General features: G+C 64.1%; 16 protein-coding genes. 6 read left to right on the top strand and 10 right to left on the bottom strand.

Annotation, left to right across the window (positions count from 1 at the left end; all coding sequences use genetic code 11):
• Positions 1 to 3: 3 nt before the first annotated feature.
• Positions 4 to 1,344 (bottom strand): lysine N(6)-hydroxylase/L-ornithine N(5)-oxygenase family protein, encoded by a 1,341-nt coding sequence (locus tag AU381_RS20880; protein ID WP_064243646.1) that lies wholly within the window; start codon positions 1,342 to 1,344, stop codon positions 4 to 6.
• 45 nt (positions 1,345 to 1,389) lie between these two features.
• Complete coding sequence (locus AU381_RS20875; RefSeq protein ID WP_064243645.1) at positions 1,390 to 5,346, bottom strand: non-ribosomal peptide synthetase; 3,957 nt, start codon at positions 5,344 to 5,346, stop codon at positions 1,390 to 1,392.
• A gap of 261 nt (positions 5,347 to 5,607) precedes the next feature.
• Here AU381_RS20875 and AU381_RS20870 point away from each other — a divergent pair, with 261 nt between their 5' ends.
• From AU381_RS20870 to AU381_RS20860, 3 genes are read left to right on the top strand one after another with little or no spacing between them, the layout of a single operon-like run.
• Positions 5,608 to 6,726 (top strand): GNAT family N-acetyltransferase, encoded by a 1,119-nt coding sequence (locus AU381_RS20870; RefSeq protein WP_064243644.1) that lies wholly within the window; start codon positions 5,608 to 5,610, stop codon positions 6,724 to 6,726.
• A complete protein-coding gene (locus AU381_RS20865) occupies positions 6,726 to 8,072 on the top strand; it encodes an MATE family efflux transporter (protein ID WP_064243643.1) in 1,347 nt (448 codons plus the stop codon). The genes AU381_RS20870 and AU381_RS20865 overlap by 1 nt, the downstream gene beginning before the upstream one ends.
• A gap of 34 nt (positions 8,073 to 8,106) precedes the next feature.
• Entirely contained in the window at positions 8,107 to 9,279 is a 1,173-nt protein-coding gene (locus tag AU381_RS20860; protein ID WP_064243642.1) for a PLP-dependent transferase, read from the top strand.
• Between the two features lie 224 nt (positions 9,280 to 9,503).
• Here the strand turns inward: AU381_RS20860 and AU381_RS20855 are convergent, their stop codons facing one another.
• On the bottom strand, positions 9,504 to 11,513 hold the full coding sequence (locus AU381_RS20855) for a HAMP domain-containing methyl-accepting chemotaxis protein (RefSeq protein WP_064243641.1): 2,010 nt from the start codon (positions 11,511 to 11,513) through the stop codon (positions 9,504 to 9,506).
• Between the two features lie 693 nt (positions 11,514 to 12,206).
• On the opposite strand from AU381_RS20855, the gene AU381_RS20850 reads away from it, so the two are divergent.
• A complete protein-coding gene (locus AU381_RS20850) occupies positions 12,207 to 13,469 on the top strand; it encodes an MFS transporter (RefSeq protein WP_064243640.1) in 1,263 nt (420 codons plus the stop codon).
• 159 nt (positions 13,470 to 13,628) lie between these two features.
• Here AU381_RS20850 and AU381_RS20845 read toward each other — a convergent pair whose 3' ends face one another.
• The 7 genes from AU381_RS20845 to AU381_RS20815 all read right to left on the bottom strand — a co-directional run bounded on the left by AU381_RS20845 (position 13,629) and on the right by AU381_RS20815 (position 21,263).
• Complete coding sequence (locus AU381_RS20845) at positions 13,629 to 14,387, bottom strand: FadR/GntR family transcriptional regulator (protein ID WP_064243639.1); 759 nt, start codon at positions 14,385 to 14,387, stop codon at positions 13,629 to 13,631.
• A gap of 29 nt (positions 14,388 to 14,416) precedes the next feature.
• A complete protein-coding gene (locus AU381_RS20840) occupies positions 14,417 to 15,481 on the bottom strand; it encodes a four-carbon acid sugar kinase family protein (protein WP_064243638.1) in 1,065 nt (354 codons plus the stop codon).
• 4 nt (positions 15,482 to 15,485) lie between these two features.
• Positions 15,486 to 16,469: an ABC transporter ATP-binding protein gene (locus AU381_RS20835; RefSeq protein WP_064243637.1), complete on the bottom strand. Its 984-nt coding sequence runs from the start codon at positions 16,467 to 16,469 to the stop codon at positions 15,486 to 15,488.
• On the bottom strand, positions 16,469 to 17,470 hold the full coding sequence (locus AU381_RS20830; protein WP_064243636.1) for an ABC transporter ATP-binding protein: 1,002 nt from the start codon (positions 17,468 to 17,470) through the stop codon (positions 16,469 to 16,471). The genes AU381_RS20835 and AU381_RS20830 overlap by 1 nt, the downstream gene beginning before the upstream one ends.
• Complete coding sequence (locus tag AU381_RS20825) at positions 17,467 to 18,426, bottom strand: ABC transporter permease (protein WP_064243635.1); 960 nt, start codon at positions 18,424 to 18,426, stop codon at positions 17,467 to 17,469. Before AU381_RS20825 ends, AU381_RS20830 begins: the two co-directional genes overlap by 4 nt.
• Position 18,427: 1 nt before the next feature.
• Positions 18,428 to 19,384 carry an ABC transporter permease gene (locus AU381_RS20820; RefSeq protein ID WP_064243634.1) on the bottom strand — a complete coding sequence of 319 codons (957 nt, stop codon included), beginning with the start codon at positions 19,382 to 19,384 and terminating at the stop codon, positions 18,428 to 18,430.
• Between the two features lie 229 nt (positions 19,385 to 19,613).
• The gene (locus AU381_RS20815) at positions 19,614 to 21,263 is read right to left on the bottom strand and encodes an ABC transporter substrate-binding protein (RefSeq protein ID WP_064243633.1); all 1,650 of its coding nucleotides are present in this window, start codon (positions 21,261 to 21,263) and stop codon (positions 19,614 to 19,616) included.
• A 328-nt stretch (positions 21,264 to 21,591) separates the two neighbouring features.
• Here AU381_RS20815 and AU381_RS20810 point away from each other — a divergent pair, with 328 nt between their 5' ends.
• Both AU381_RS20810 and AU381_RS20805 read left to right on the top strand, forming a co-directional pair.
• Positions 21,592 to 22,500 (top strand): dihydrodipicolinate synthase family protein, encoded by a 909-nt coding sequence (locus AU381_RS20810; protein ID WP_064243632.1) that lies wholly within the window; start codon positions 21,592 to 21,594, stop codon positions 22,498 to 22,500.
• Between the two features lie 11 nt (positions 22,501 to 22,511).
• On the top strand, positions 22,512 to 23,705 hold the full coding sequence (locus AU381_RS20805; protein ID WP_064243631.1) for a sialidase family protein: 1,194 nt from the start codon (positions 22,512 to 22,514) through the stop codon (positions 23,703 to 23,705).
• The last annotated feature ends 213 nt before the right edge of the window (positions 23,706 to 23,918 follow it).

Below are 23,918 nucleotides of genomic sequence, written 5' to 3'. Positions count from 1 at the left end.
AGATTATTCGGCGGCTTCCCCGAAGAAGGAGGATTGGGGGATCGCGGAATCCTCTGACGCCCATCGCACGATCGGCAGCGGCTGGCCGAGATCGAACTGTTCGCGGCCTAGCAAGGCGTTGGCGATAACGGCACTGCGCCAGGCGGCAAGGCTCAGTTGCGGCTCGGCGATCCCGTGGCTGTGCCGCCCGGCATTGAGAACGAAGATGCGGTTATCGGCCGGTCCGTCCCAGACGAGGGAGAAATCGGCAGCGAGAACCGGCTCGTCCAGCGAGTTCACCGCAATCCGGACCTTGAGCTGCTCCATGAAGGCCGGCAGCACGAAGCGATAGCCCGTGGCGAGGATCACCGCGTCGACGACGACCTGTTCGACCGCATTGTCGAAGCCGTTCTGCACCGTCAGCCGGATGGTCGAGCCGTTTCTATCCGCAGCAATCACATTGCGGTGCGGTCTCAGCGAGATTTCCCGGCTTTTTGGACCGGGAGCCACCAGCTTCTCCTCGTAGAGCCTTCGATAGAGCTTCTTGAGCGTCGCCGCGGAGATGCCGTCGCTGGCCAGCAACTGCCGGTGCGTATGGTTGAGCCGCAGGCCTTCGGGCAATTTGTGGAAGTCGCGGACATAAGTGGGGGTGAAAAGCTCGTTGGTGAAGGGCGTGGCATCGAGCGGTTCGAAGTTCGGCCGTCGGCTGACCCACTCGATCGTGGCGGCCTCGTGGCTGTCGAGCAGGGCATCGACGATTTCCGCCCCGCTTTGGCCGCCGCCGATGACAGCGACACGTCTGGCCTTGAGCTCAGGAAGCCGTTGTGCGGCTTCGCTGTTGTGGAACGCCATGGTCTTCGGCAAGGCCTCCGCCCATGCCGGAAGTGCAGGGATCTTGCCGACGCCGATCGACAGGTTGCGGGCCTGGACCGTCTCGGCCCCGACCCTCAGCGCGAACCCGTCATCCGCGGCGCGAACCTCCTCCACCGCGGCGCGAACCTCCTCCACCGCGGCCCCGAAGCTCAGCGAGCTCAGGCCGCGCGCCACCCAGCCCAGGTAATCGGCGAATTCCGTGCGCGGCACGGCTTCGTATTCGGCGTTCAGGAACTGATAGAACCGCCGGTGCGCGACGAGATAGGCGAGGAAACTCCAGGGGCTCGTCGGGTTCGTTGCCGTCACGAGGTCCTTGAGGATCGACGTCTGCATTTCCACGCCGGGAAGCATCATTCCCGGGTGCCAGGCGAACTCACGCCGCCGCTCGAAGAACCGCGCGGAAACCGCCGGGATTGAATCGAGCTGGGCCGCGAGGCTGAGATTGAAGGGGCCGATTCCGATACCGGCGAGATCGAGTGCGTCAGCAGTCATTTTTTGCTCCAGGAGGATCGGGAGGAGGTGAGCGCCTGGGAGTGCTCAGGAGAGGCGAAAGGCCGCGTCGAGACGTTTCGCGAAGCGCTGGTGGAAGGGCGTCTTGCCGATGATCGTCAGGTGGTTCGTGCCGGTGACGATTTCGGAAGCCGTGGCATTCGGCGAATGGCGCCGCCAGTCGATGATGTTGAGAGCCCGCGTCAGCGAATCCTCGGCGACGAAGGAATGGATGCGGAAGTCGGATGCTTTCAGCCGGTAGCTTCTGAAGATCAGCGCGTTGTCGATCAGGACCCAGAACGTGTGCTCTTCCGAGCCGATATCCGGCCCGTCCGTCGGCAGGACCACGTTATGCTTGACGATGTGATGGAGGAACTGTTCGTAGACCTCGTCGTCCATCACCGCAAACAGCGTCGCCCATTCGGCGCGCATCGGGGCAGTTTCGAGCCAGTGCTGCACGGTCCTATGCGTGCGCTCGCGCACGCCTTCCTCGAAGCGCGGCCACACCCCGACGGTGAATTCCTCGTTCATGTCGCAGACATCGACCATGCCGATCATCTTGAGATCGATATCGGTGCCGAGCTGGCGCGCCGCCTCATAGGCAAGAAGGCCGCCCCAGGACCAACCGAGAAAGGCGCAGGGCCGTCCTCTGGCCTGCTTCCTGACCGCCTCGGCATAGCGGGCCGTGATGTCTTCGACGGTCGTGCTCAGCGTCTTCTCTTCGGTGAGCGAGTAGCAGATGAAACCGGTCGCCGGTTGCCGCGGACCAAGATGGTCGACGAGACGCAGATATTCGCGCGTGCTGACGAGCAGTCCCGGGAAGCAGTAGAGGACCGGTCGGTCGCCGTTTCGTCGAAGATAGACGACGTCGACGCCTCCTTCCTCCCGGCGCTCCTCGACGGCCGCGGCGAGCTCCCGGACCGTCGGATGGTTGAACATGTCGGCGATCGTCACCGGCCATTCCGGATGGCGGGTCTTCAGGCGCGAGACGATGCGGACGGCGGCGAGCGACTGCCCGCCGATGTCGAAGAAGTTCTCGGTGACGCCGATATCGGTGAGCTCGAGGATCTCCTGCCAGACATCCAGGATTTCCCGCTCCCGCTCGTTGGCCGGTTCGACGGCCTGCCACTCCGTCCGGTGTGCCGGAAGGGCGGCGCGGTCGAGCTTGCTGTTCGGTCCCATCGGCAGCGCGTCAAGCACGATGATCGCCTGCGGCACCATGTAGTCCGGCAGCAGGAGCGCCGCTGCGCGCTTGAGCTCCACCACGTCGATCTCGCCGCCGGCACGCGGAACCACATAGGCGACGAGGAAACTCCTGCCGCCCTCCTTGTGCAGGAGGACGACGACGTCGGCGATGTCGGCGCTGCCTCTCAAAACCGCCTCGATCTCGCCCGGCTCGATGCGATAGCCGCGCAGCTTGATCTGGTGATCGGCGCGGCCGGCGAATTCGACGATACCGTCCTCGCGCCAGCGGCCGAGATCGCCGCTCCTGTAGAGCCGGCCGCCTTCGGCGGAGAAGGGATCCGGCACGAAGCGTTCGGCGGTGAGATCGGGACGGTCGAGATAGCCGCGGGCGAGACCGCTGCCGCCGATATAGATCTCGCCGATCACGCCCACCGGCACGGGCGCGCCGTCGGCATCCAGCACATAGATGCGCCGGTCGCCGACGCCACGGCCGATGGGCGCGACCGTCCCCTCGAAACGGGTGCCCGGCAACACCTTCCAGATCATCGGCGTCATGATCGTTTCGGTCGGACCGTAGCCGTTGATCAACAGCCGCGCCTGCAGGTTGCCGTTGATCATGTCGAAGACCGCCTGCGGCAGCGCTTCGCCGCCGAAGGAATAGAGCCTTAAGTGCGGCAAGTCGGGATTTTCGCCGGCATATTCGGCCAGGCTGCGGACATAGCTCGTCGGCAGGCTGGCATTGTTCACGCCATGCTGGCGCATCAGCGCAAAGGCATCCTCCGGCGTCGCCAGCTTGTCTTCCGCCAGCACCACGCCGCCGCCCGCCATCAGAGGCACCATCCAGCGCTCATGTCCGCCGTCGGAGGTGAAGGGCAGAACCGGATATTCGCGCGACTCTTCGCACATCTCATAGATGCGCAGTGTCGCCTTGCAGTGGTGGGCGAGGGGACCATGTTCGACGGCCACCCCCTTCGGCACACCAGTGGAACCCGAGGTGTAAATGACATAGGCGAGCTGGGCGGGTTCGATCGTTATCTCGGGTGGCTCAGCGCTCTCATGAGAGAGGTCGAGCACATCGAGATCGAGCAGCGGCGTGTCGATGTCTTTTGGCAGTTTTTCGATGAACCTGGTTCTGGTGATGACCAGCGCCAGGCCCGGCGCCGCCAGGATATGCCGGTTGCGGGCCTCCGGATGGTCCGGCTCGACCGGCGTGAAGGCGCCGCCCGCCTTCATGACCGCGAGAATGGCGATGATCGCTTCGATCGACTTGTCGAGGGCGATGGCGACGCGTTTTTCGCGTCCCATGCCGAGAGAGACCAGATGGTGCGCGAGCCGGTTGGCGCGGGCTTCCAGCTCGCCATGCGTGATCGTGCGTGCTCCCCGGGCAACGGCAAAGGCCTCTGGCCGGCGCCGCGCCTGCGCCGAAATGACCTGGTGAACCGGCGTTCCGTCGTCCTCTCGCGGCGTATCGGGGTAGGGCGCCGAAAGCCGCTCGAGCTCGGCCTTCGAGACGAAAGGAATATCCTTGACGCGCTGCTGGGGGCTATCCATCGCGCTCGCCAGCGCGATCTGAAAATCGCTGAGGAAGCGCTGCACGAGCTTCGGGTCGTGCTTCGCCGCATCGTAACCGAAACGGATGTCGGAGGATCCGCCGGGCGAGGGCGAAACGGTCACCACGAACTCGGCGTCGCGGCGCGCCGGCGGCGTGGCGATGACGCGCAGGTCTCTTCGGCTGAAGCGCGGGAGCGTCGAGAACAGCACGGGCCGGATGTCGAGAATGGTCCTGGCGAGGCTTGTCGTGTCGAAGAACTCGTTCCGCCGCAGCAAAGCTTCCGCCAACAATTCGAACGGCAGGAATTGGGCTTCGGCGGCTGCCATCTCGCCGGCGAAGATCTGCTCCACATGCCGAAGGCGCATGTCGCCGTCGATCGCGGTCGCGAGAAGCAGAAGATCCTCGGAGCGGGACACGGTATCGCTCTCTGGCGCACGCCTGACCAACGCCAGCCGTTGCGTTCCGCAGCCGGAATAGCGCCGCAGCGTGATGGCAAGTGCGGCGATGAGGCGGCTTGCAGCCGCAGTCGGCGGATCGCCGGCGGCGAGGGTCTCCTCCGGGAAGACTTCGAGGCTGTGTTCTACCCAGTGCGCCTCTCCATCCGCGACGGCCGCTTGCGCCTCCTGCGGCAGGAGGGCGATGCTTTCCTGCGCCGACAGTCGCTCGTACCAATAGTCCGCAGCCGCGGCCGACGCGTCGGAACGGTGCTCCGCCGGGCTCGTGGACACAGAGCTTCCTTCACGCTTTGGAAAATCCGGTGCGTGAATGGCGAGAACGAAATCGGTCGCCAGACGATCAAGGGCTGCGAAGTCGCCGATCAGTGGATGCAGCGAGAAGAGGACAGCAACCGCCTGCTCCCGCCTGGAGAAAAGGAAGATGCGGGCCGGATTTTCCTTTCGAACGTCGATCGGCCTCAGGCGCTCCTCGGCTGCCGCCGCCGCCACGGCATCATCGATCGATTGGCCATCGGGAACGGCGCACTCCAGCCGATCGACCGCGGCATGACTTTTGAAGCCTTGATGGACGATGCCGCCCGGCAGCACCTCGAAACGCCGCGACAGATGCGGATGGGCGAGGAGCAGTTTTTCGAGCTTTTCACGCGCGACGGAGAGGGCAACCGATTGAAATGCGAAGGCGAGAATTTGCCGGCCGTAGACGTGCTCGTTGCCGGTCTCGGAAAGCCGCCAGATTCGCGACTGGCTGCTCGACAGCGGCCACACTTCGCGCTGGCTCTCGGTCAGTGGTGCAAATTTCTCGTGAAGCATCATCGTCACGGTAACTCCGTTATGATCTGTCATAGGCGCACGCACGCAATTCCCCGAAATTTGAAGAGTTATCTCGGGGAACAGTAGTATCTATGAGACTTATTCTTGGATGACTCGCAGGGTGTCCCTTGTGTCAGTGCGTCTTAGACGTTTCCGCATTCTCAATCTTCAGAAAATTCCTGAGAAAATATTTTTTCGGCGGCGCCTGAATTTTCATTTGTCCCATCCGTCTAAGCCGAAAATGTGCCCACAACGGAGCTTGCGATGAATCTTGCTGTATCGGCAGTCGGCACCGCCGCCGCCCTTGATCCACTCAGTTTGCCGGCGGAGGGATTTGCCAGTCATGCGCTGTCGAGCGCCGGCCCCCTGCTGGTCCGGGGCGAACCTGGCGGCTTCACCGTCGAAGCCGCGGGCCGGCAAACTGCCCGGGTCGGCTATTCGGCGGCCGATCCAGGCCTTTCGTTCGATTTCGAAGCGGATGCCGCGTCGCCGGTCGTCATCGTTGTCGCTGTTCTCGAGGCACTCTTCACCTGCAATCCGTCGCTTCCCTCGCTGAAGATCAATCTCGAGGCGGGGGCGGTGCGGGACGAACTGCTCGCGCAAGGGGCCGTCGAGGCGCAGGCAGACGGGTTCATTTCGAGGCCCGAACTGCTCTTCCAGCTGCCCGCGCCGTTCCTTGGTAAGGCTCCGCCGGTCTATCCGGAGGTCGCCTCGTTCAGAAACGGCGTGCATCATCCGCAGCGCCCGCCGAAACCGTCGGGCACCGTCTACCAGCGCACAAATCCCTGGCTCGGCCGGGCGCTCACCTTCCATGTGGCCGATCCGGACCGGGACCTCGAGGTCTTCAACAAGTGGATGAACGATCCCCGTGTCGCGGCGATCTGGCAGGATCAGGGCGACCTTGCCTTTCACCGCAGGTTCCTTTCCGATCGCCTCGCCGATCCGCGCACTCTCCCTCTGATCGGCAGTTTCGGCGGCACGCCGTTCGGATATTTCGAGCTCTATTGGGCAAAGGAGGACCGTCTCGGGCCGCACTACGATGCCGATGCCTACGACCGCGGCTGGCACGTGGCGATCGGCGAGGAAGTCTTCCGCGGCAAGGCCTTTGTCAGCGCCTGGCTGCCGTCGCTGATGCACTATATGTTCCTCGCCGACCCGCGCACGCGGCGGATCGTCGGCGAGCCGGTGCATGATCATCAGCAGCAGATCCGCAATCTCGACCGCTCGGGCTTTGCCAAGGTCAAGCATGTGACGTTTGCGCACAAGCGCGCGTTGCTGGTGATGCTCCTCAGGGAGCGCTTCTTCCTCGACAGGCTCCTGTTCCCCGATCTTTCCGGGTCTGCGGATGCCCCGATCGGCTCGCTCCCGCGGAAATCGGTTTGATGCCTCAGGCGGTCGACATGAACGACCCGCGACTGCTGCGGCTCGTCATCAGAATTGCGTTGCCTGCCGTCGCCGGGCTGACTGCGAGTGCCGGGCACCATACGATCAATGGTCTCTTCGTCGGCGCTCTCGGGCCCGAGGCGCTCGCCGGGGTCAGCCTCGTCATGCCGCTTTTCCTCACGGTTTCGGCCGTGGGGCAGGGCCTGGGCGTCGGTCTCGCCACGCTGCTGGCCCGTCATCTCGGGGCGGGCCGCAACGCGGCCGCCTCGGCCGCGGCGAGCACGACATTTGCGGCAGCCCTTCCGCTCGGCCTCGCCTTCGCCCTGGCTATCCACGTGGCGTTGCCCTTTTATCTCGAAGGCGTCGGCGCGAGCGCCGATACGCTTGCCGCAAGCCTCTCCTACGGCAGGCTTCTCGCCTTCGGCATCGTCTTCGGCCTGCTGCAGGCGCTTGGCGACTTCGTTGCGATCGCCGAGGGCAACAGCCGGTTCTCGATGACGGTACTGATCGCCAGTTTCGGGCTCAACATCCTGCTTGATCCGTTCTTCATATTCGCTCTCGACCTGCGCGAGAGCGGCGCGGCACTGGCGACCATCGTCTCGTCGTTCGCGGCCGTGCTGGCCTACCTGATCTATTTCCGCCGCCGCTGGGCCCAGGTCCGATTGCGCCTGCGGCTCGTCGATTGGCCGTGCGCAACGCCCGTCGTCAAGATCGCCATCCCCGCCGCAGCGACCAATATCGTTGCAAGTCTCGGGCTTCTTCTGCTGCTCCGGCAGGCGAGCCTCGAAGGCGGCGATGAAGGTGCTGCGGCGATGGCCATCGCGGTTCGGCTGATGGCACTCGGCCAATTGCCGATCCTCGGCTTCTGCCTCGGGGCGCAAAGCGTCGTCAGCCATGCCTGCGGTGCGGGAGATCCTGCGCGGGTGCAGGCGGTCGTCCGTGTGATGCTGGCTGCGGCGATCGGCACGGCGATGTTCTATTCGCTCCTGCTCATCGTCGCCGCCGAACCGATGGCCGGCCTGTTCACCGCCGAGGACGAGGTCGTGCGACAGACGGCGGCATGCCTGCGCGCACTCGTCCCTGTCTTTCCCTGCTCGGCCTTTCAGACGGTCCTGCTGGTGCTGCTGCAGTCACGAGGAAAAGCGCGGTTATCCGCGTTCATCGGCCTTGCGCCGCAGGGATATTTGCTGATCCCCGCCTTGTTCCTGATGCCGCCTTGGCTCGGCTTTGCCGGCGTCGCGCTTGCGCCGGCGCTGGCGGCGGCACTCGCTGGGCTCCTCGGGCTCTTCGTTCTGCGGCGGGAATGGGCGGCGCTCTCCGATCTGCCGCAAGCCGCCTTCCGCTGACCCCATTCAACGCAGTCAAATGCCAGGAAAGATCATGAACGAAAGACCGAGCCTCGATCATCTTTATCCACCAATGCCGGCGGCACTTGGCGGCGATCCCTACACAGCCGCCGTGCCGCCGATCTATCAGTCGTCCCTGTTCCTGTTCGACAGTTACGCCGAACTCGAAGACGTTTTTGCCGGGCGGTCCTCGAGACCGATCTATTCGCGCGGCGACAATCCGACCGTACGGTTGCTCGAGCGGAGGATCGCCGAAATGGAGGGCACCGAGGAGGCACGCGCCTTTTCGAGCGGCATGGGAGCGATTGCCGCGACTGTCCTGGCCTTCGTCCAGCCGGGCGACCGCATCGTCACCGTCCGGCATGTCTATAGCGATGCCTTTCGCTTCTTCGAAAAGGTGCTGAAGCGTTTCGGCGTCCGCGTCGACTATATCGACGGCACGGATACGGATCGCCTGGTCGCGGCCATTCCCGGCGCGCGGCTCGTCTATCTGGAGAGCCCGACGTCGATGGTCTTCGAACTGCAGGATCTGCCGGCGATCGCCAAGGCGGCGCGCGAGCATGGCGTCCTGACGATCGTCGACAATTCCTGGGCGACACCGCTTTTCCAGCAACCGCTTGCCGCGGGGACAGACATCGTCATCCATGCGGCGTCGAAATATCTCGGCGGCCAGAGCGACACGGTGGCCGGGCTCGTCGCCGGGTCACGCGACCATATCGCCACGATCAACCGGGAGATCTATCCCTATACCGGCGCCAAGCTCTCGCCTTTCGAGGCCTGGCTTGTGCTGCGCAACATCGAAACGCTGCCCTTGCGGATGCGGCATCACCACGATGCCGGGTTGAAGGTAGCCGCCTGGCTGGCCGCGCATGCGCATGTCCGGCGCGTGATGCATCCGGCCTTCGCCGATCACCCCGGCAGAGCGACCTTGCGCGGCTATGGCGGCATTTTCTCTTTCGAGGTTTCCGAAGCGACCGACGTGGCGATCTTCGTCGATGCCTTGCGCCTCATCCGGATCGGTGTGAGCTGGGGCGGGCCCGAGAGCCTCGTTGTGCCGGCGAAGGCCGCGCTCAGCATCTCGCCCGAGACGAACGTCTTTGCCCGTTTCGGCGTCAGCGACCGGACGATCCGGCTGAATATCGGTCTTCATCAGCCGGAAGACGTGATTGCCGACCTTCGCCAGGCGTTCGCGGTCGCGGCGCGCTAGGCAAGGCCGCGATTGGAGCACCCCCTTGTCGGGCCTTGTGGGGGGAGATGCCCGGCAGGGCAGAGGGGGGTATCACACCTTCGCGATTTTCGACGTTCTAATCTGATCGGTTTAACGGCGAGCCGGGCGCCGCTCGGTCTTGCAGTCCTGTGCGGCGAGAGGGAACGGCTTTGCCGCTGCCTCTCGCCGGATTTTCTTGCGACGAAGTCGAACCTGCGCCGTGGTCAGAACTCCTCCCATTCGGCGGCAGCGGTCGCCGTTGCCGCCCGGCCGCCGAAAGCCTTGGCGAGCCTGCCGCCGAGCGCCCGGGCGGGAGATGCCGTCGGTTTGCTGTCGTGGCCGGCGATGCGCGGTGCGGCGCCGGCCTCGAGCCGGAAGCGGGCGATAAGCCGGGCGAGATTCGCCGCCTCGTCGGCCAGCCGGTTGGTGGCCGCCGTCGATTCCTCGACCATCGCCGCGTTCTGCTGCGTCGTCTGGTCCATCTGGTTGACCGCCGTCGAGACCTCGGAAAGTCCGGTCGACTGCTCCTTCGCCGCGGTGGCGATCGAATGCACGTGCTCGTTGATCTTGACGACGTGGCCCTGGATCAGCGACAGCGCCTCGCCGGTCGCCGTCACCAGCTTCACGCCGGAATTGACCTCGTCGCCCGAGCGCGAGATCAGCGCCTTGATGTCCTTGGCCGCATTGGCCGAGCGCTGCGCCAGCTCCCGGACCTCCTGGGCGACGACGGCAAAGCCCTTGCCGGCGTCACCGGCCCTGGCCGCCTCGACGCCGGCGTTGAGCGCCAGCAGGTTGGTCTGGAAGGCGATCTCGTCGATGACGTTGATGATCTGGCCGATCTCGCCGGAGGCCTGCTCGATCTTGCCCATCGCCGACACCGCGTCCTTGACGACGGCGCTCGACTGCTCGGTGCTCCTGCGCGCCTCGTCGACCATGTGGCTGGCCTCCGTCGCCCGCTCGGTCGAGCTCTTCACCGCCGCGGTGATCTCCTCGAGCGCCGAGGAGGTCTCCTCCAGCGAGGCGGCCTGCTGCTCGGTGCGCTTGGAAAGGTCGCCCGAGGCCTCGCGCATCTCGCCGGCGCCGCCATTGATCGTGTCGATCGCCGCGCGCACCTCGCCGAGCACCGAGCGGAGGTTTTGCATGGTCTGATTGACATTGTCCTTGAGCTCGCCGAAGGCGCCCTGGAACTCGCCGCGCATCGTCTCGGTGAGGTCGCCCTCGGCCAGTGCCGAGATCACCCGGCGGGTCTCGGCGACGCCGCGGTCGACCGAAGCGACGAGTTCGTTGACCTGGGTGGCGAAGCGGTTGAGGTCGGCATTGTCGTAGTCCTTGGAGATGCGGCGGGTGAAGTCGCCGGCGACGGCCGCCTGGACGACCTCGCCGATGCTCGACTGCAGGTCGGCGCTCTTTGCCTGCAGCGCCGCCTCCTGGGCGTTCAGCTCGCGAACCTTGATGCCGTTCTCTTTGAACACCTCAACGGCGCGGGCCATCTCGCCGATTTCGTTCGTCCTGTCGGTGAAGGGGATCGCGACCGAGAGGTCGCCGTCGGCGAGCGTGCGCATGACTTCGGTGGTGCGGTTGATCGGCCGCGAGATGCCGACGATCGCCAAGGCCATGGCGCCAAGCCCGGCCGCAATGGCGAGACAGAGCACCATGAAGGTAGCGAGCCGTCCATTGAAATATGCGGCGGAGCTGTTCGAGAAGCTCCTTTCCGTGCCGGCAAGATTGATCTGGACCAAAGTCTGGACCAGCTCTTCCATCTCGAGATAGGTCTCGCGCACCTCGCCCAGTACAAGCTTGCTTGCCTCCTCCCTCTGCTGTGCTTTGAAGAAGGTGACGACACGTGCATTGAGTCTGAGGTATTCCTCCACCTTTTCACCGAACACCCGGTACGTCGTTCTCTCCTCCGGCTCTGAAATCAGCGTCTGATAGGTGGACATCCGCTCGCGTAGTGTGGCGATGTCTTCGCCGATTGCCTTTTCCGTTTTTTCCACGGCAGCGGTGTCCGACGCCAGTAGCAGGCGTGTCTGTGATCCTCTGAGATCCGCCATGGTGATGTTGATCTTGTTGGTGATGTCGACGCTCGGCACCCAGTTGGTGGCCAAAGTCTCGACCTCTTCATGGACACCGCCCAAAAGCGTGAGGCCAAGCAGGCCTTGTCCGGCGAGCAGCAGCAGTAGGATTGCAAAAGCACCGATGAGCGATGCCTTCAAGGAAAGGCTCGTGGGTTTCATTACGACACTCCTGTGCAACGAAGTACAGGAAGTCGTCATGGCTCCCGTCCTGCGATCCCTGAGAAATGAACCGACGATTCATTCGCCCGGCTGTAGTCGCATTAGGCGAAAACAACGTATCACTCTCCTCCAGGATGCGCAACCAAAAGTAGCCCCTTGATGGGTTAATCACATAAGCGTGCATCCCGAGCGTAAGGCTGGTGGGCGTCTTTTGGATATGCATCTGCCGCGCCACAAGACGACTCCAACGGTGTGTCGTGAACCGAACGAGTGGCGTCGGGCTCGACGCGCTGAACCCGGGATAGAGGAAGCTCCCGTGCGTGCTTCTTTTGTCGCTCCTTCCAAGTGGTCGGCTGGCTGCGGCGAAGCTCGCTGCGACAAACCAGCTATGCCTATTCTTTAATCACGTCTATCCCGACAGGTTAATTTTTGTTCACATCCCATGCGGTGCGTGGCTGTTTCCGCAAGGCAACCCTCTGCTTTGCTGCGCTTGAAGCAATTAACTTCAGTTGGCACGTCGCTTGCATCCCCATCACCGAGCCCGAGCGGACCGCCGGTGGTGCCCAATGTCGCGCACCAGAAGCAGAGTTGCTCAAGCACGGTGGAAGCGCCGATCGCTGATCATGCGATGCGCTTTGTTCGGGGCATTTCCAGGATCAACGATCGAATGGCGCTGTTGCGCCGGGAGAAGCCATGTCCGCTGTTCACCAGACACAGAAGATCACTGCAGGAGAGCAGGGTCGCGCCCTGTGGATCTCGACGACCGCCTTCACCATCTGTTTCGCCGTATGGACGATATTTTCGATCATCGGCGTGCGCATCAAGCAGGAGCTGGGACTGAGCGAAGCGCAGTTCGGTCTTCTGATCGGCATGCCGATCCTTACCGGCTCGCTGATCCGCATCGTGCTCGGCATCTGGACCAACCGCTACGGCGGCCGGCTCGTCTATACGGTGACAATGTTGGCGGCGGCACTTTCGACCTTCCTGCTCGCCTATGCGACCACCTTTCCCCAAATGCTGCTCGCCGGCCTCGGCGTCGGTATCGCAGGCGGCTCCTTCGCCGTCGGGGTCGCCTATGTCTCGCCCTTCTTTCCGCCGGAAAAGCAGGGTACGGCGCTCGGCATCTTCGGTGCCGGCAATGTCGGCGCGGCGGTCACCAAGTTCCTTGCGCCGCTCCTCCTCGTTCCCTTTGGCTGGCAGGTGGTTGCCCAGGTCTGGGCCGCGGGGCTCGTGCTGACGGCCGTCGTCTTCTGGTTCACGACCGAAGACGACCCCAAGTTCCGTGCCCGCCGCGAGGGAAGCCAGCCCCGCAAGAGCTTTCTCAGCGAATTCGCCCCGCTCAGGAATGTCCAGGTCTGGCGCTTCTCGCTCTACTATTTCTTCGCTTTCGGCGGGTTCGTCGCGCTGGCGCTGTGGCTGCCGCGTTACCTCGTCGGTGTTTACGGTTTCAGCATCGAGACGGCGGGCATGATCGCTGCGGCCTACTCCATTCCCGGCAGCATATTCCGCGCCTACGGCGGCGCGCTTTCCGACAGGATCGGCGCGCGCAAGATCATGTATGCGATGTTCGCCGTATCCGCCGTGGCAACGCTCATTCTCTCCGTGCCTGAGGGCGGCGCCGTGTTCCAGATCACTCCGGTCGTGTTCGTTGCCGCTACCTTCGTGCTCGGCTTCGTGATGAGTCTCGGGAAGGCGGCCGTCTACAAGCACATTCCCGCCTATTATCCGGAGCATGTCGGCGCTGTCGGCGGCGTCGTCGGCATGATGGGCGGCCTCGGCGGCTTCATCCTGCCCGTCGCCTTCGGCTTCCTCAAGGACTGGACCGGTCTCTGGTCGAGCTGTTTCATGCTGCTCTTCGCGATCGTCGCGATCTCGATGATCTGGATGAACGCGTCGATCCGCCAGTTCAAGCGGCGTGCCGTCGAGGGTGCGCCGGCCGGTGCCTTTGGGCGATAGGCCCCGAAGGGATGGGGCGGCTCCAGGATCAGGACTGACTGCAGCCGCGACTTTCAAGCCGCTCCCGACACACACGCTTCCCTGCAGGGATTGCCAAAACCCTGCTTCCTGCCCGGCACTTCTGTGCCGGGCTTTTTTCTCGCTTGGTTCTAATCTGGCTTAGAAAGAAAGATCGAGGACCTTGCCCTCGAAGAGCCGGTCGCGCGAACCTTCGAGGTGTTTGCGCATCAGCTCGCGGGCGTCTTCGGCGCGGCCTTCCTGAACGGCGCGGTAGATTTGCCGGTGTTCCTCGTAGACCTGCTCCAGGCCCGGCCGCGGACCCATCAGCGACAGGCCATGAAGGTGCATGCCGACGGCGATGTGGGCTCTGAGGGCCTCGAGCGAAGCGGTGTAGTAGTGGTTGTTCGACGCTTCCGCGACCGCCTTGTGAAAGAGGAAATCGGCATCGGTGCGGTGCAGCTGATGGCTGGTCGCCTCGCGAAGCTCGGCAAGCGCCGCCGCGATCCGGGCGATCGCCGCCTCGTCGCGCCGCTGGGCGGCGTAATAGGCGGCGGCGGGCTCGATCGTCAGGCGGAATTCATAGCAACGCTGGATATCGGCGATCGACTTGACCGGCGAATAGGCAAGCTGGGCGGCGTTCGAAATCTGGGCACTGACGAAGGTGCCGGCGCCCTGGCGCGAATAGATCAGGCCCTGTTCGCGCAGGCGGCCGAGCGCGTCGCGCACGACAGGGCGGGAAACGCCGAGCATCGAGGCAAGCTCGTGCTCGCCCGGCAGCCGCGAATCCGGCGCATAGTTGCCGGTGCGGATCCGCTCGTGCAACTGGTTGAAGACCCGATCGACAAGTTTCACCGATTTGCCGCGTTCCGATTTCCCTTCGGCCGCCGCCATCTGGCCAAGGCCGCCATTCTCCGCCATTCTCTTACCCATCCTGTTCATCGCCCGGCCTACAGCACATCCGGCGCGTCCTGCAAAACCTTTAACAGAGATTGCGCATTGCCGAAGCCCCCCGACTTCACCGCGCAGCGCATCCGCCCGCCGTTCGGACGCGTTGCCTCGAACCAGGGGATACCCGCCTCGATCTCGCCCTTCGGCAACAGGACGCTGGCACCCAGCCTGCGCAGGATAGCATAGGCCGTGTCCCCGCCGCCCATCACCAGCATGTCGGGCGCCATGGTGGCGACGATGCCGGAAGCGCCTTCGGCGAAGCGCTCTGCCACCATCCTGGCGTCGCCCGTCAATTCACCCGAGCAGCGAAGCAGCATCGGCAGCCGAGCCGACTGGGCATCGCCTGACACGTTTCCGGCAGGCGCATCGTGGCGGCTGGCGACAAGGCCGCTTTCGATGAGCACCGCCATCTGCGCCTCGGTGATCGGGTCGCGCGAGCCGAAGGCAAAGAGCGTGTGCGGTGATGGCTCGAAAGGCGTCGGCGGCGAAAGCCGGGCGAGGCGCCGCGCAAGCGCACGCCCGAGGCCGCGTGCCCCAACTCCGATGGTGGTCGACCAGTCCAGGTTTTCGGCAAGGTCATCGAGGTCTTCGTCTGAGGCCGCGTCGGCGATCCGAACCTCGCTGGCACGACCGGAGAACAGGGGCGCTATCGGCAGCGCCTCGGCGACGCCGAAGCCGACGACATGGCCTTCGCGGGTGTAGCGTCCCTGGTCGGGGACGGCAGGAGCGACGAGCAGGCGCTTTCGGCCGCTGGCAATGGCCAGCGCTTCGCTTTCGGCCGCGACATTGCCCTTCAGCCGCGAGTCGATCTTCTTCAGCACGAATTCGGGCGAGGCGCGGCGAAGCGCGCCAGTCGCCTGACTGACGCGATCTGCAGCCTGACGGGGATCGAGCGCGCGGGACACCGTATTGACGACGACGACCTCCGCGCCGGTCGCAATCGCCGCCTCGGCCGCGTCGACATCCAGGGCTACCGCTACGCTCAGGCCCGCGTCGACGAAGGGCGTTCCGGTATCGAGGGCGCCCGTCAGGTCATCGGCAACGATGGCGACGCGAATGGCCATTGCTCTATTCGCCGTTCACCGCGTGGCAGGCGACGAGGTGTCCCGGACGTGCGTCCTTCCACTTCGGAACCACCCGGCGGCAGACCTCCATGGCGATCGGGCAGCGCGTATGGAAGCGGCAGCCGGAGGGCGGGGCAAGCGGGCTCGGCACGTCGCCTTGCAGGATCTGCCGCTTGCGGCTGCGCTCATGTTCCGGATCGGTTTCCGGGACCGCCGAAAGCAGCGCCTTCGTATAGGGATGGAGCGGCGTCTCGAAGAGCGCGTCGCGGCTGGCAAGCTCCGCGAGCCGCCCGAGATACATGACGCCGACGCGGGTCGAGATGTGCCGAACGACGGCGAGGTCATGGGCGATGAACAGATAGGTGAGCCCGTATTTCTCTTGGAGATCGAGGAGCAGGTTGATGATCTGCGCCTGGATCGACACGTCGAGCGCCGAGATCGCCTCGTCGCAGACGATGAACTTCGGCTGGCAGGCAAGCGCCCGGGCGATCACGACGCGCTGGCGCTGGCCGCCGGAAAGCTCGTGCGGATAGCGCGAGGCAAAGCGCGGCGGCAGGCCGACATCGGTAAGCAGCGCGGCGACCTTGCCGTCGAGCTCGGCCTTGGTGGCGAGCTTGTGAAAGAGGATCGGCTCGCCGACCGCCTCGCCGACCGTCATGCGCGGATTGAGCGTCGAATAGGGATCCTGGAAGACGATCTGCAGGTCGCGCCGGAAGGGCCGCATCCGCTTCTCGTCAAGGGCGGTCAGGTCCTCGCCCTTATAAAGAACCTTGCCGGACGTCGCCCGGTGCAGGTTCAGGATCGTAAAGCCGGTCGTCGACTTGCCGCAGCCGGATTCGCCGACAAGGCTCAGCGTCTCGCCTTCGAGGATATCGAGGCTGACATCGTCGAGTGCGTGCACGGTCGCCGCCCTTTCGCCGAAGGCGCCGAGCCGCACATGGAAGTGCTTGACCAGGTTTTCGATCTTGAGAAGAGGTTGGGCACCCATCAGGCGGCCTCCCGGGCTTTTTCGACGGCAAAGCAGGCGGCGCGGTGGCTGCCCGCGGCTGAGATGGGCTCGAGCTTCGGCACATGCGTGCGACAGATATCCATCGCCAGCGGACAGCGCGGCGCGAAGGGACAGCCCTGAGGCCTGCGGCCCGGTTCCGGCGGCGTGCCGCCGATCGAGTTCAGCCGCGAGGCCGGCGCATCCGAAAGCTTCGGGATCGAGGCGAGCAGGCCGCGGGTATAGGGGTGGCGCGGATTGGCATAGAGCTCGTCGACCGGCGCATCCTCGACGACGGTGCCGGCGTAAAGCACCACGACGCGATCGACGAGGCCGGCAATCAGCGCCAGGTCGTGGGTGATCCAGACCACCGACATGCCGAGCTTTTCGCGAAGCCCCTTCACCAGATCGATGATCTGCGCCTGGATCGTCACGTCCAAGGCCGTCGTCGGCTCGTCGGCGATCAAGAGCTTCGGCTCACAGGCAAGGCCGATAGCAATCATGACGCGCTGGCGCATGCCGCCGGATAGTTCGTGCGGATAGGCCTGGATGCGCTCTTCGGGCCCTGGAATGCCGACGAGGCGCAGGAGTTCGATGGCGCGTTCGCGCGCCTGCTTCCTGCTCATGCCGCGATGGTAGATCAGCGGTTCGGCAAGCTGGTCGCCGATCCGCATGACCGGATTGAGCGAGGTCATCGGATCCTGGAAGACGAAGCCGATGTCGCCGCCGCGCACTTTCCTGAGCTCCCGGTTCGACATCTTCTGCAGGTCGCGGTCGTCGAAATGCGCCTCGCCCTTGGCGACCCGGATCTTGTTGGGCAGGAGCCGCATCAGACTCAGCATGGTGAGGCTCTTGCCGCAGCCGGACTCGCCGACGACGCCGAGTGTCTCACCCTTGCCGACATGCAGGTCGATGCTGTCGACGATGGTCGCCGGGCCGCTGCGCGTGTCGATTTCGATCGTCAGGTCCTTGACGTCGAGCAGGCGGTTTTCCGTCTTCATCATTTGGCGCCTCGCGGGTTCAGAGCGTCGTTGAGGCCGTCGCCGAGGAAGGAGAAGGCGACGGAGGCGAGACCGAGGACGGCCGCGGGCGCTGCAAGCAGATGCGGGTAGTGCTGCCAGACGCGCAGGCCATCGGAGATCATGTTGCCCCAGCTCGGCGTTGGCGGATTGACGCCGACACCCAGGAACGAGAATGCGCTTTCGAGCACCATCGCCGTGCCGAGGCCGGCGCTGACCGCGACGATCAGCGGCCCGAGCGCATTCGGGATCACATAGCGCGTCAGGATGATGCGGTTGGAAAGACCGAGCGCCTGGGCGGCGGTGATATAGGGGCGGCTGCGGATCGACAGCACCTGGGCGCGCACCAGTCGCGCATAGGGCGGCCAGGAAATCAGCGCCATGGAGCCGAAGACCAGCAGGAAATCGATCCACACCGTCTCGCGGTAGAAGGGGTTGAGCGTCTCGAGGTAACGCGCCTCCATCCATTGTGCGATCGGCGTTTTCAATGAGGCATTGATGACGACCACGAGAAGCAGGTTCGGCACCGACATGGTTACGTCCGTGAGCCACATGATCACCCGGTCGAACGGATTGCCGAAGAAGCCGGCGACCGCGCCCAGCACGGTGCCGATGACGATCGCGATCGCGGTGACCACCACGGCGACGAGAAAGGCGGTCCGCGTCCCGTAGACGACCCGGCTGAAGACATCGCGGCCGAGATCGTCGGTGCCGAAGAGGTGGGCAAGCGACGGCGCCTGGTTGCGCGCCTCGAGATCCTGGCTGAGGAAGTCGTAGGGCGTCAGGTACGGACCGAACAGGGCGACGAAGGCGAGCAGCACGATGACGCAGAGGCCGAAGATCGCCAGACGGTTTCGCTTCAGCCGGTACCAGGCATCGCGCCACAGGCTGACCGGCGCTTCTTCGGCGAGAGGGGCGGGCTGTGCTTGGACAGTGGACATGTCAGCGGCTCCTCTTCGCATCGGTGGCGCGCGGGTCGAGCAGCGGATAGAGGATGTCGACCAAGAGGTTCGAGATCATCACCAGGAACGAACCGATGAGGGTGATCGCCAGGATCACCGGATAATCGGAATTGGTCAGCGCCTTGACGGTCAGGCGGCCGAGGCCGGGGAGGCCGAAAACCAGTTCCACGAAGATCGCGCCGTTGACGATCGTGATCATGATGAGGCCGAGCTGGGTGACGACCGGCGTCAGGACCGGCCGCAGGATATGCTTGAGCGCCACGACGATCTCCGGAACACCCTTCGCCCGGGCGGTGCGGACGAAATCCTCGGACAGCACTTCGATCACCGCAGCGCGCGTCTGGCGGATGATGAGGGCGATCGGCTGGAAGGAAAGCACGATCAGGGGCAGGAGGATGCGGATGTCGAAGACGCCGCCCCAGCCGTAGGGCACGTTGACGCCCGGCAGCAGGACGATGAGGCCGACCATCAGCAGCGGCCCGGCGACATAGGCCGGGATCGCCCAGAGGAAGAGCGCCGAGCCGAGAATGATGTAGTCGAGGCGACGGTTCTGGTTGAGCGCCGCGATCATGCCGAGCGGGATGGCGACGAGCGCGGTCAGGACGATGGCGCAGAGCGCCAGTTTGAAGGAGACGGGCGCTGCCGCCTTGACCATCGCCCAGACGGAGCGACCGGAGGTCAGCGAATTGCCGAAGTCGCCCTGGATCAGGTTCCAGACGTAATAGCCGAACTGCTCAATGAACGGCCTGTTGAGGCCGGCGCTCTCGCGGATCGCCTCGATGCGCTCGGGGTTATAGGCGACGTCGCCCGGCGCACGCAGGAAGATCAGCTTGATCGGATCGCCGGCGCCGTAAAAGGCGAGCGCATAGACTGCCATCATCACCAGCAGAACGGATGGTATCCAGATGGCAAATCGTGTCGCGACGTAACGCAGCATGTCGCTTATTCCTCCCGCATGGTGCCGGTCGACCTTGGATGGAATGGCCTCCGGATGTCATGCCTTGCTGTTCGCCGGCCCGGGCCCGAAAGGCGTTGTAGTCCCGGCCGTTCTTCGCGAGGACCGCTTGGAAGACGAAGCTCTCGGTCCTTGCATTTATTCGAGCGCGAAGGCCCGAGAGCCTTCGCGCAGGTCGTTCCCGTTTCGGTTCGAACGTCGTCGGCCAGTGTCAGCCGACCGAAATCTCCCAGGGCTTCGCCACCTGCCAGTCGAGATTCTTGTCGATGCCCTTGACCTCGGCGGTGGCCCAGCGCGACATCGCCTGAGCATACCAGGGGATGAAGGCCCAGTCGTCGCGGAAGGCCTTCTGGGCCTCCTGGGCGAGCGCCACGCGTTGCGGATCGTCGGCCGCCTTGGTCGAGGCATCCTTCAACAGGCTGTCGACCTTGTCGTTCTTGTAGCCGCCGAGCTTGTTCTGGGCGTTAGACGAGGTCGAGGCGATCGAGCCCTGCAGATAGGAGACGGCATCCGGCACGCGCGTGCCGACGTCGTCGCGGAAGATCTGCACCGCATTCTGGTCGGGGCCGGCATAGGCGTCCTGCTGCGGCTTCATGTCGACGGCGGAAATGCCGAGGTTCTGGCGCCACTGCTCGGCGATGAACTGCGCCGCCGCTTCGATCGCCGGGCCGGAGACCCCGACGAAGAGCAGCTTCGGCAGCTTCTCCGGTCCGCCATAGCTCGACTCGGCAAGCAGTTTCTTGGCGCCTTCCGGATCGTAGGGGTAGGGCTCGAAGCCGGAATTGTCGGCGCCGGGCACGGAGTTCAGGATCTGGTCCGTCTTCTTGTGAGGGCCGTCGGGGAAGGAGGCTTTCATCAGGCCGTCGCGATCGACGGCGCGGATCAGCGCCTCGCGCACCTTCGGGTCGTCCATGGGTTTCCGCGCCGTGTTGAACCAGAAGTGCTGGCTGGTCGGGATGATCGGGCCGGAGGCGAAATCCGGCCCGAGGTCCTGGACGATCGTCGAGGTGACGAGTTCCGTATGGGCGTTGAACTCGCCGGATTTCAGGAGCGACGTCGCCGTGACGTTGTCCTCGATCGAGCTGATCTCGATGCGGGCAAGCTTCGGCTTCGGTCCGAAGAAGTTCTCGTTCGGCTCGAAAGTCAGGGTGCCGGCATCGATGTCGATCGCGGTGAGCTTGAACGGGCCGGAATAGACGGCGCCGCTGTCCGGCGTGTACCAATCGGCGATCTCCTCGCCGTCCTCGCCGCGCGACTGTTCAGCCTTGGTGATCGGCGCGATGTGGTTTGCGAGACGCATGAAGAAGATCGGGTCGGCTTCGCTCAGCGTCACGACGACGGTGCCTTCGTCCGGCGTCGCGATGCCGGAAAGCTCCTTGGCGCTGCCGCCGCTCACTTCCGCAAAGCCCGCGACCTTGCTCAGGACCTGGTCGGCGCGCTGGTTCTTGGTGTTCGGCATCGCCGAGACGTTCCACGAGCCCTTGACGTCCTCGGCGGTAATCTTGCTGCCGTCGGAGAAAGCGGCCTTCGGGTCGATCTTGAAGGTCCAGACCTTGTCGCCTTCGGAGGATTCCCAGCTCGTAAAGACATAGGGATGGATCTTGCCTTCGCTGTCGAAATACATCGGCGAGGCCCACCAGACCGAGTTCCAGCGATAGGGAACGCCACCGCCGCGCAACGGCGACCAGTCCTGGTTGAAGGCGGGATTGGCGACCTTCAGCACCTGGCCTTCCTGCGCCAGGACGATGCGCGCATTCATGCCGGCGATCGTCAGGGCGACCGAGGCACCGAGGCCGAGCTTGAGGGCCTCCCGCCGCGACATGCCGGTCATTGCAGAGCCAAGATCATTCCGTCTGGTCATTTCTTCCTCCCGTAGCGTGAAATCAAGCGCCTCCGCTCTCCCCGGATATGCGGCGCCCTGATTGGCCTTACACTGAATGATATTGTAAATATGTCAACAAAAATTGCGAGGCTGTCCGGTCTGGAATTTGGAATCGGAAAATTTATACAGATAAATCAAATCATTGCTGCATCGCGAAAATTCTCCCGCAGATTTTCATATTGACAACAGAGGCAATGTTGAACACAAAAAGCCCCGAAGAAGCACTCGCGAAAGGTCGCGAACGGTGGTTCGGAGCCGCGCCTGACAAGCTTGTCAGCTGATTGCGAGGACCGCGGAGGAGGCACAGATGAACGGAAGACAGGTAGTGACCGGCGTCTATTGCGCCGCCGCGACGCCGCTCAAGGAAAACGGCGATCCCGATCTCGCGCTTTTTGCCGACCATTGCGGCAAGCTCCTTTCCGAAGGGTGCCATGGGATTGCCTTGCTCGGTACGACCGGCGAGGCCAATTCATTTTCGCAGGACGAGCGCAGAACGATACTGGAGAGCGCCCTTGCGGCCGGGATTGCCGCCGATCGGCTGATGCCCGGCACCGGCGTTGCCGCCATACCGGAAACCGTGGCGCTGACGAAACATGCGCTCTCGCTCGGGGTGACGAAGGTCGTGATGCTTCCGCCCTTCTACTACAAGGGCGTCAGCGACGAGGGCATCTACGCGGCCTATTCGCAAATCGTTGAAAAGGTTGCCGATAGCCGGCTGAAGGTGATCCTCTACCATATCCCGCAGGTCTCCGGGATTCCTCTGTCGATCCCGCTGGTCAAGCGGCTCGCAGCGGCCTTTCCCGAGACGATCGTCGGCATCAAGGATTCCGCCGGCGACTTTACCAATATGCAGGCGCTGGTAGCGGAACTTCCGGGCTTTTCCGTACTTGCCGGCGCGGATCCCTTGCTTCTGCCGCTCCTGAAGGCCGGCGGTGCCGGCTGCATCACCGCGACCTCCAACCTCATCGCCGATTCCTTGCGACTGATTTTCGATCACGCGGCGGACCCGGCAAAGGCGGACGAGGTCGAAACGGCGCAGGCGCGCATCAACGCCTACCGGACGCTGTCGAATTCCTATGTGCAGATCCCGACGATCAAGGCGATGGTCGCCTTGAGGCGCGGCGAGGACGCATGGTTCAGGACGCGCGCTCCGCTCGTGCCGTTGAACGGGAGCGAGCGCGCCGATCTCGCGGCCAAATTTGCGGCCTTGGATTGAGGGAGGATCGGATGACCTATTCCGCACTGGATCCGCACGAGGTTCCGTCCCGAATGACGGGTGAAGTCGTGCCGAACGCGGCGGAGCCCGGCCGCTGCGATGCCTATCTTCCGTCCCCCTGCGTGCAGAACCACGCCGCCAATCTCGCCTTCTTGCCGGATGGCACGCTGACATGCGTCTGGTTCGGCGGAACGATGGAAGGCATGGGCGACATTTCGGTCTACATGTCGCGGCTGGGGCCAGGCGCGCGCCGCTGGAGCGACCCGGAGAAGATGTCGGACGACCCGCAAAAGTCCGAGCAGAATCCGTTGATCTTCACCGCGCCGGACGGCCGCGTCTGGCTGCTCTTTACGTCGCAGACCTCGGGAAACCAGGATGGCGCAGTGGTCAAGCGCCGCATTTCCAATGATGGCGGCAAGTCTTTCGGCCCGACGGAAATTCTTTGCGACATTCCCGGCACTTTCGTGCGCCAGCCGATCATCGTCAACGGCGCCGGCGACTGGCTGCTGCCGGTCTTTCGCTGCATCGGCGAAGCGGGGCGGCGCTGGACCGGCGACGTCGATCGGGCCGCCGTGCTGATCTCGCGCGACCAGGGCGGGACCTGGACGATGGCGGAGGTGCCGGACAGCATCGGCGCGGTTCATATGAACATCCTCCCGGCCGACGGTGGTGCGATGGTGTCATTCTACCGCAACCGCTTCGCCACCCATGTGCTCAGGAGCCGGTCGAGCGATGCGGGCCTCAGCTGGACGGCGCCCGAGCCGGTCGACCTACCGAACAACAACTCGTCGATACAGGCGGTCCGTCTGAAAAACAATGCGATTGCAATGGTTTACAACCACAGCAATGCGTCCATGTCGGATGCCCGCCGCCACTCGCTTTACGACGAGATCGAGGGAGAGGAGGACAGCGGTTCCGACGATGCGGTCGCCTCGGCCCGTCCCGCCGTCTGGGGTGTGCCTCGCGCGCCGCTGAGCCTGGCTTTCTCGACGGATGGCGGCCGGACATTCCCGCGCCGCGTCGATCTCGATACGGGTGATGGCTTTTGTCTGAGCAACAATTCCAGGGATTCGCGCAATCGCGAATTCTCCTATCCGTCGGTTGTCGAGGACGCGGAAGGCCGCCTTCACATTGCTTACACCTATTTCCGGCGGGCGATCAAATACGTCCGGTTGGATCCAGGCTTCATCGAGGAAGCAAGGTGATGGAGCGGGTGACTGACCGACGGCGGCCCTGAATTGACAAGTGCAGCCGCTAATGTCGCAACCCTGATGGGGTCGTCGCAGCTCCTCGGATCGCCGGCGACCGTGGCGATGCCGGCGCGAAGATTCACATTGTTTGCAACAATATAGGCGTCGATCACCCGTGCCCTCTTTGACCGCGGGGACGCTGGAAATAACCCAACGGGGGCGAAATCT

It is taken from the genome of Sinorhizobium glycinis (assembly GCF_001651865.1).
In the GTDB taxonomy this organism is placed as follows: Bacteria; Pseudomonadota; Alphaproteobacteria; order Rhizobiales; family Rhizobiaceae; genus Sinorhizobium; species Sinorhizobium glycinis.
This window is presented reverse-complemented; position numbering and strand designations above follow the sequence as displayed.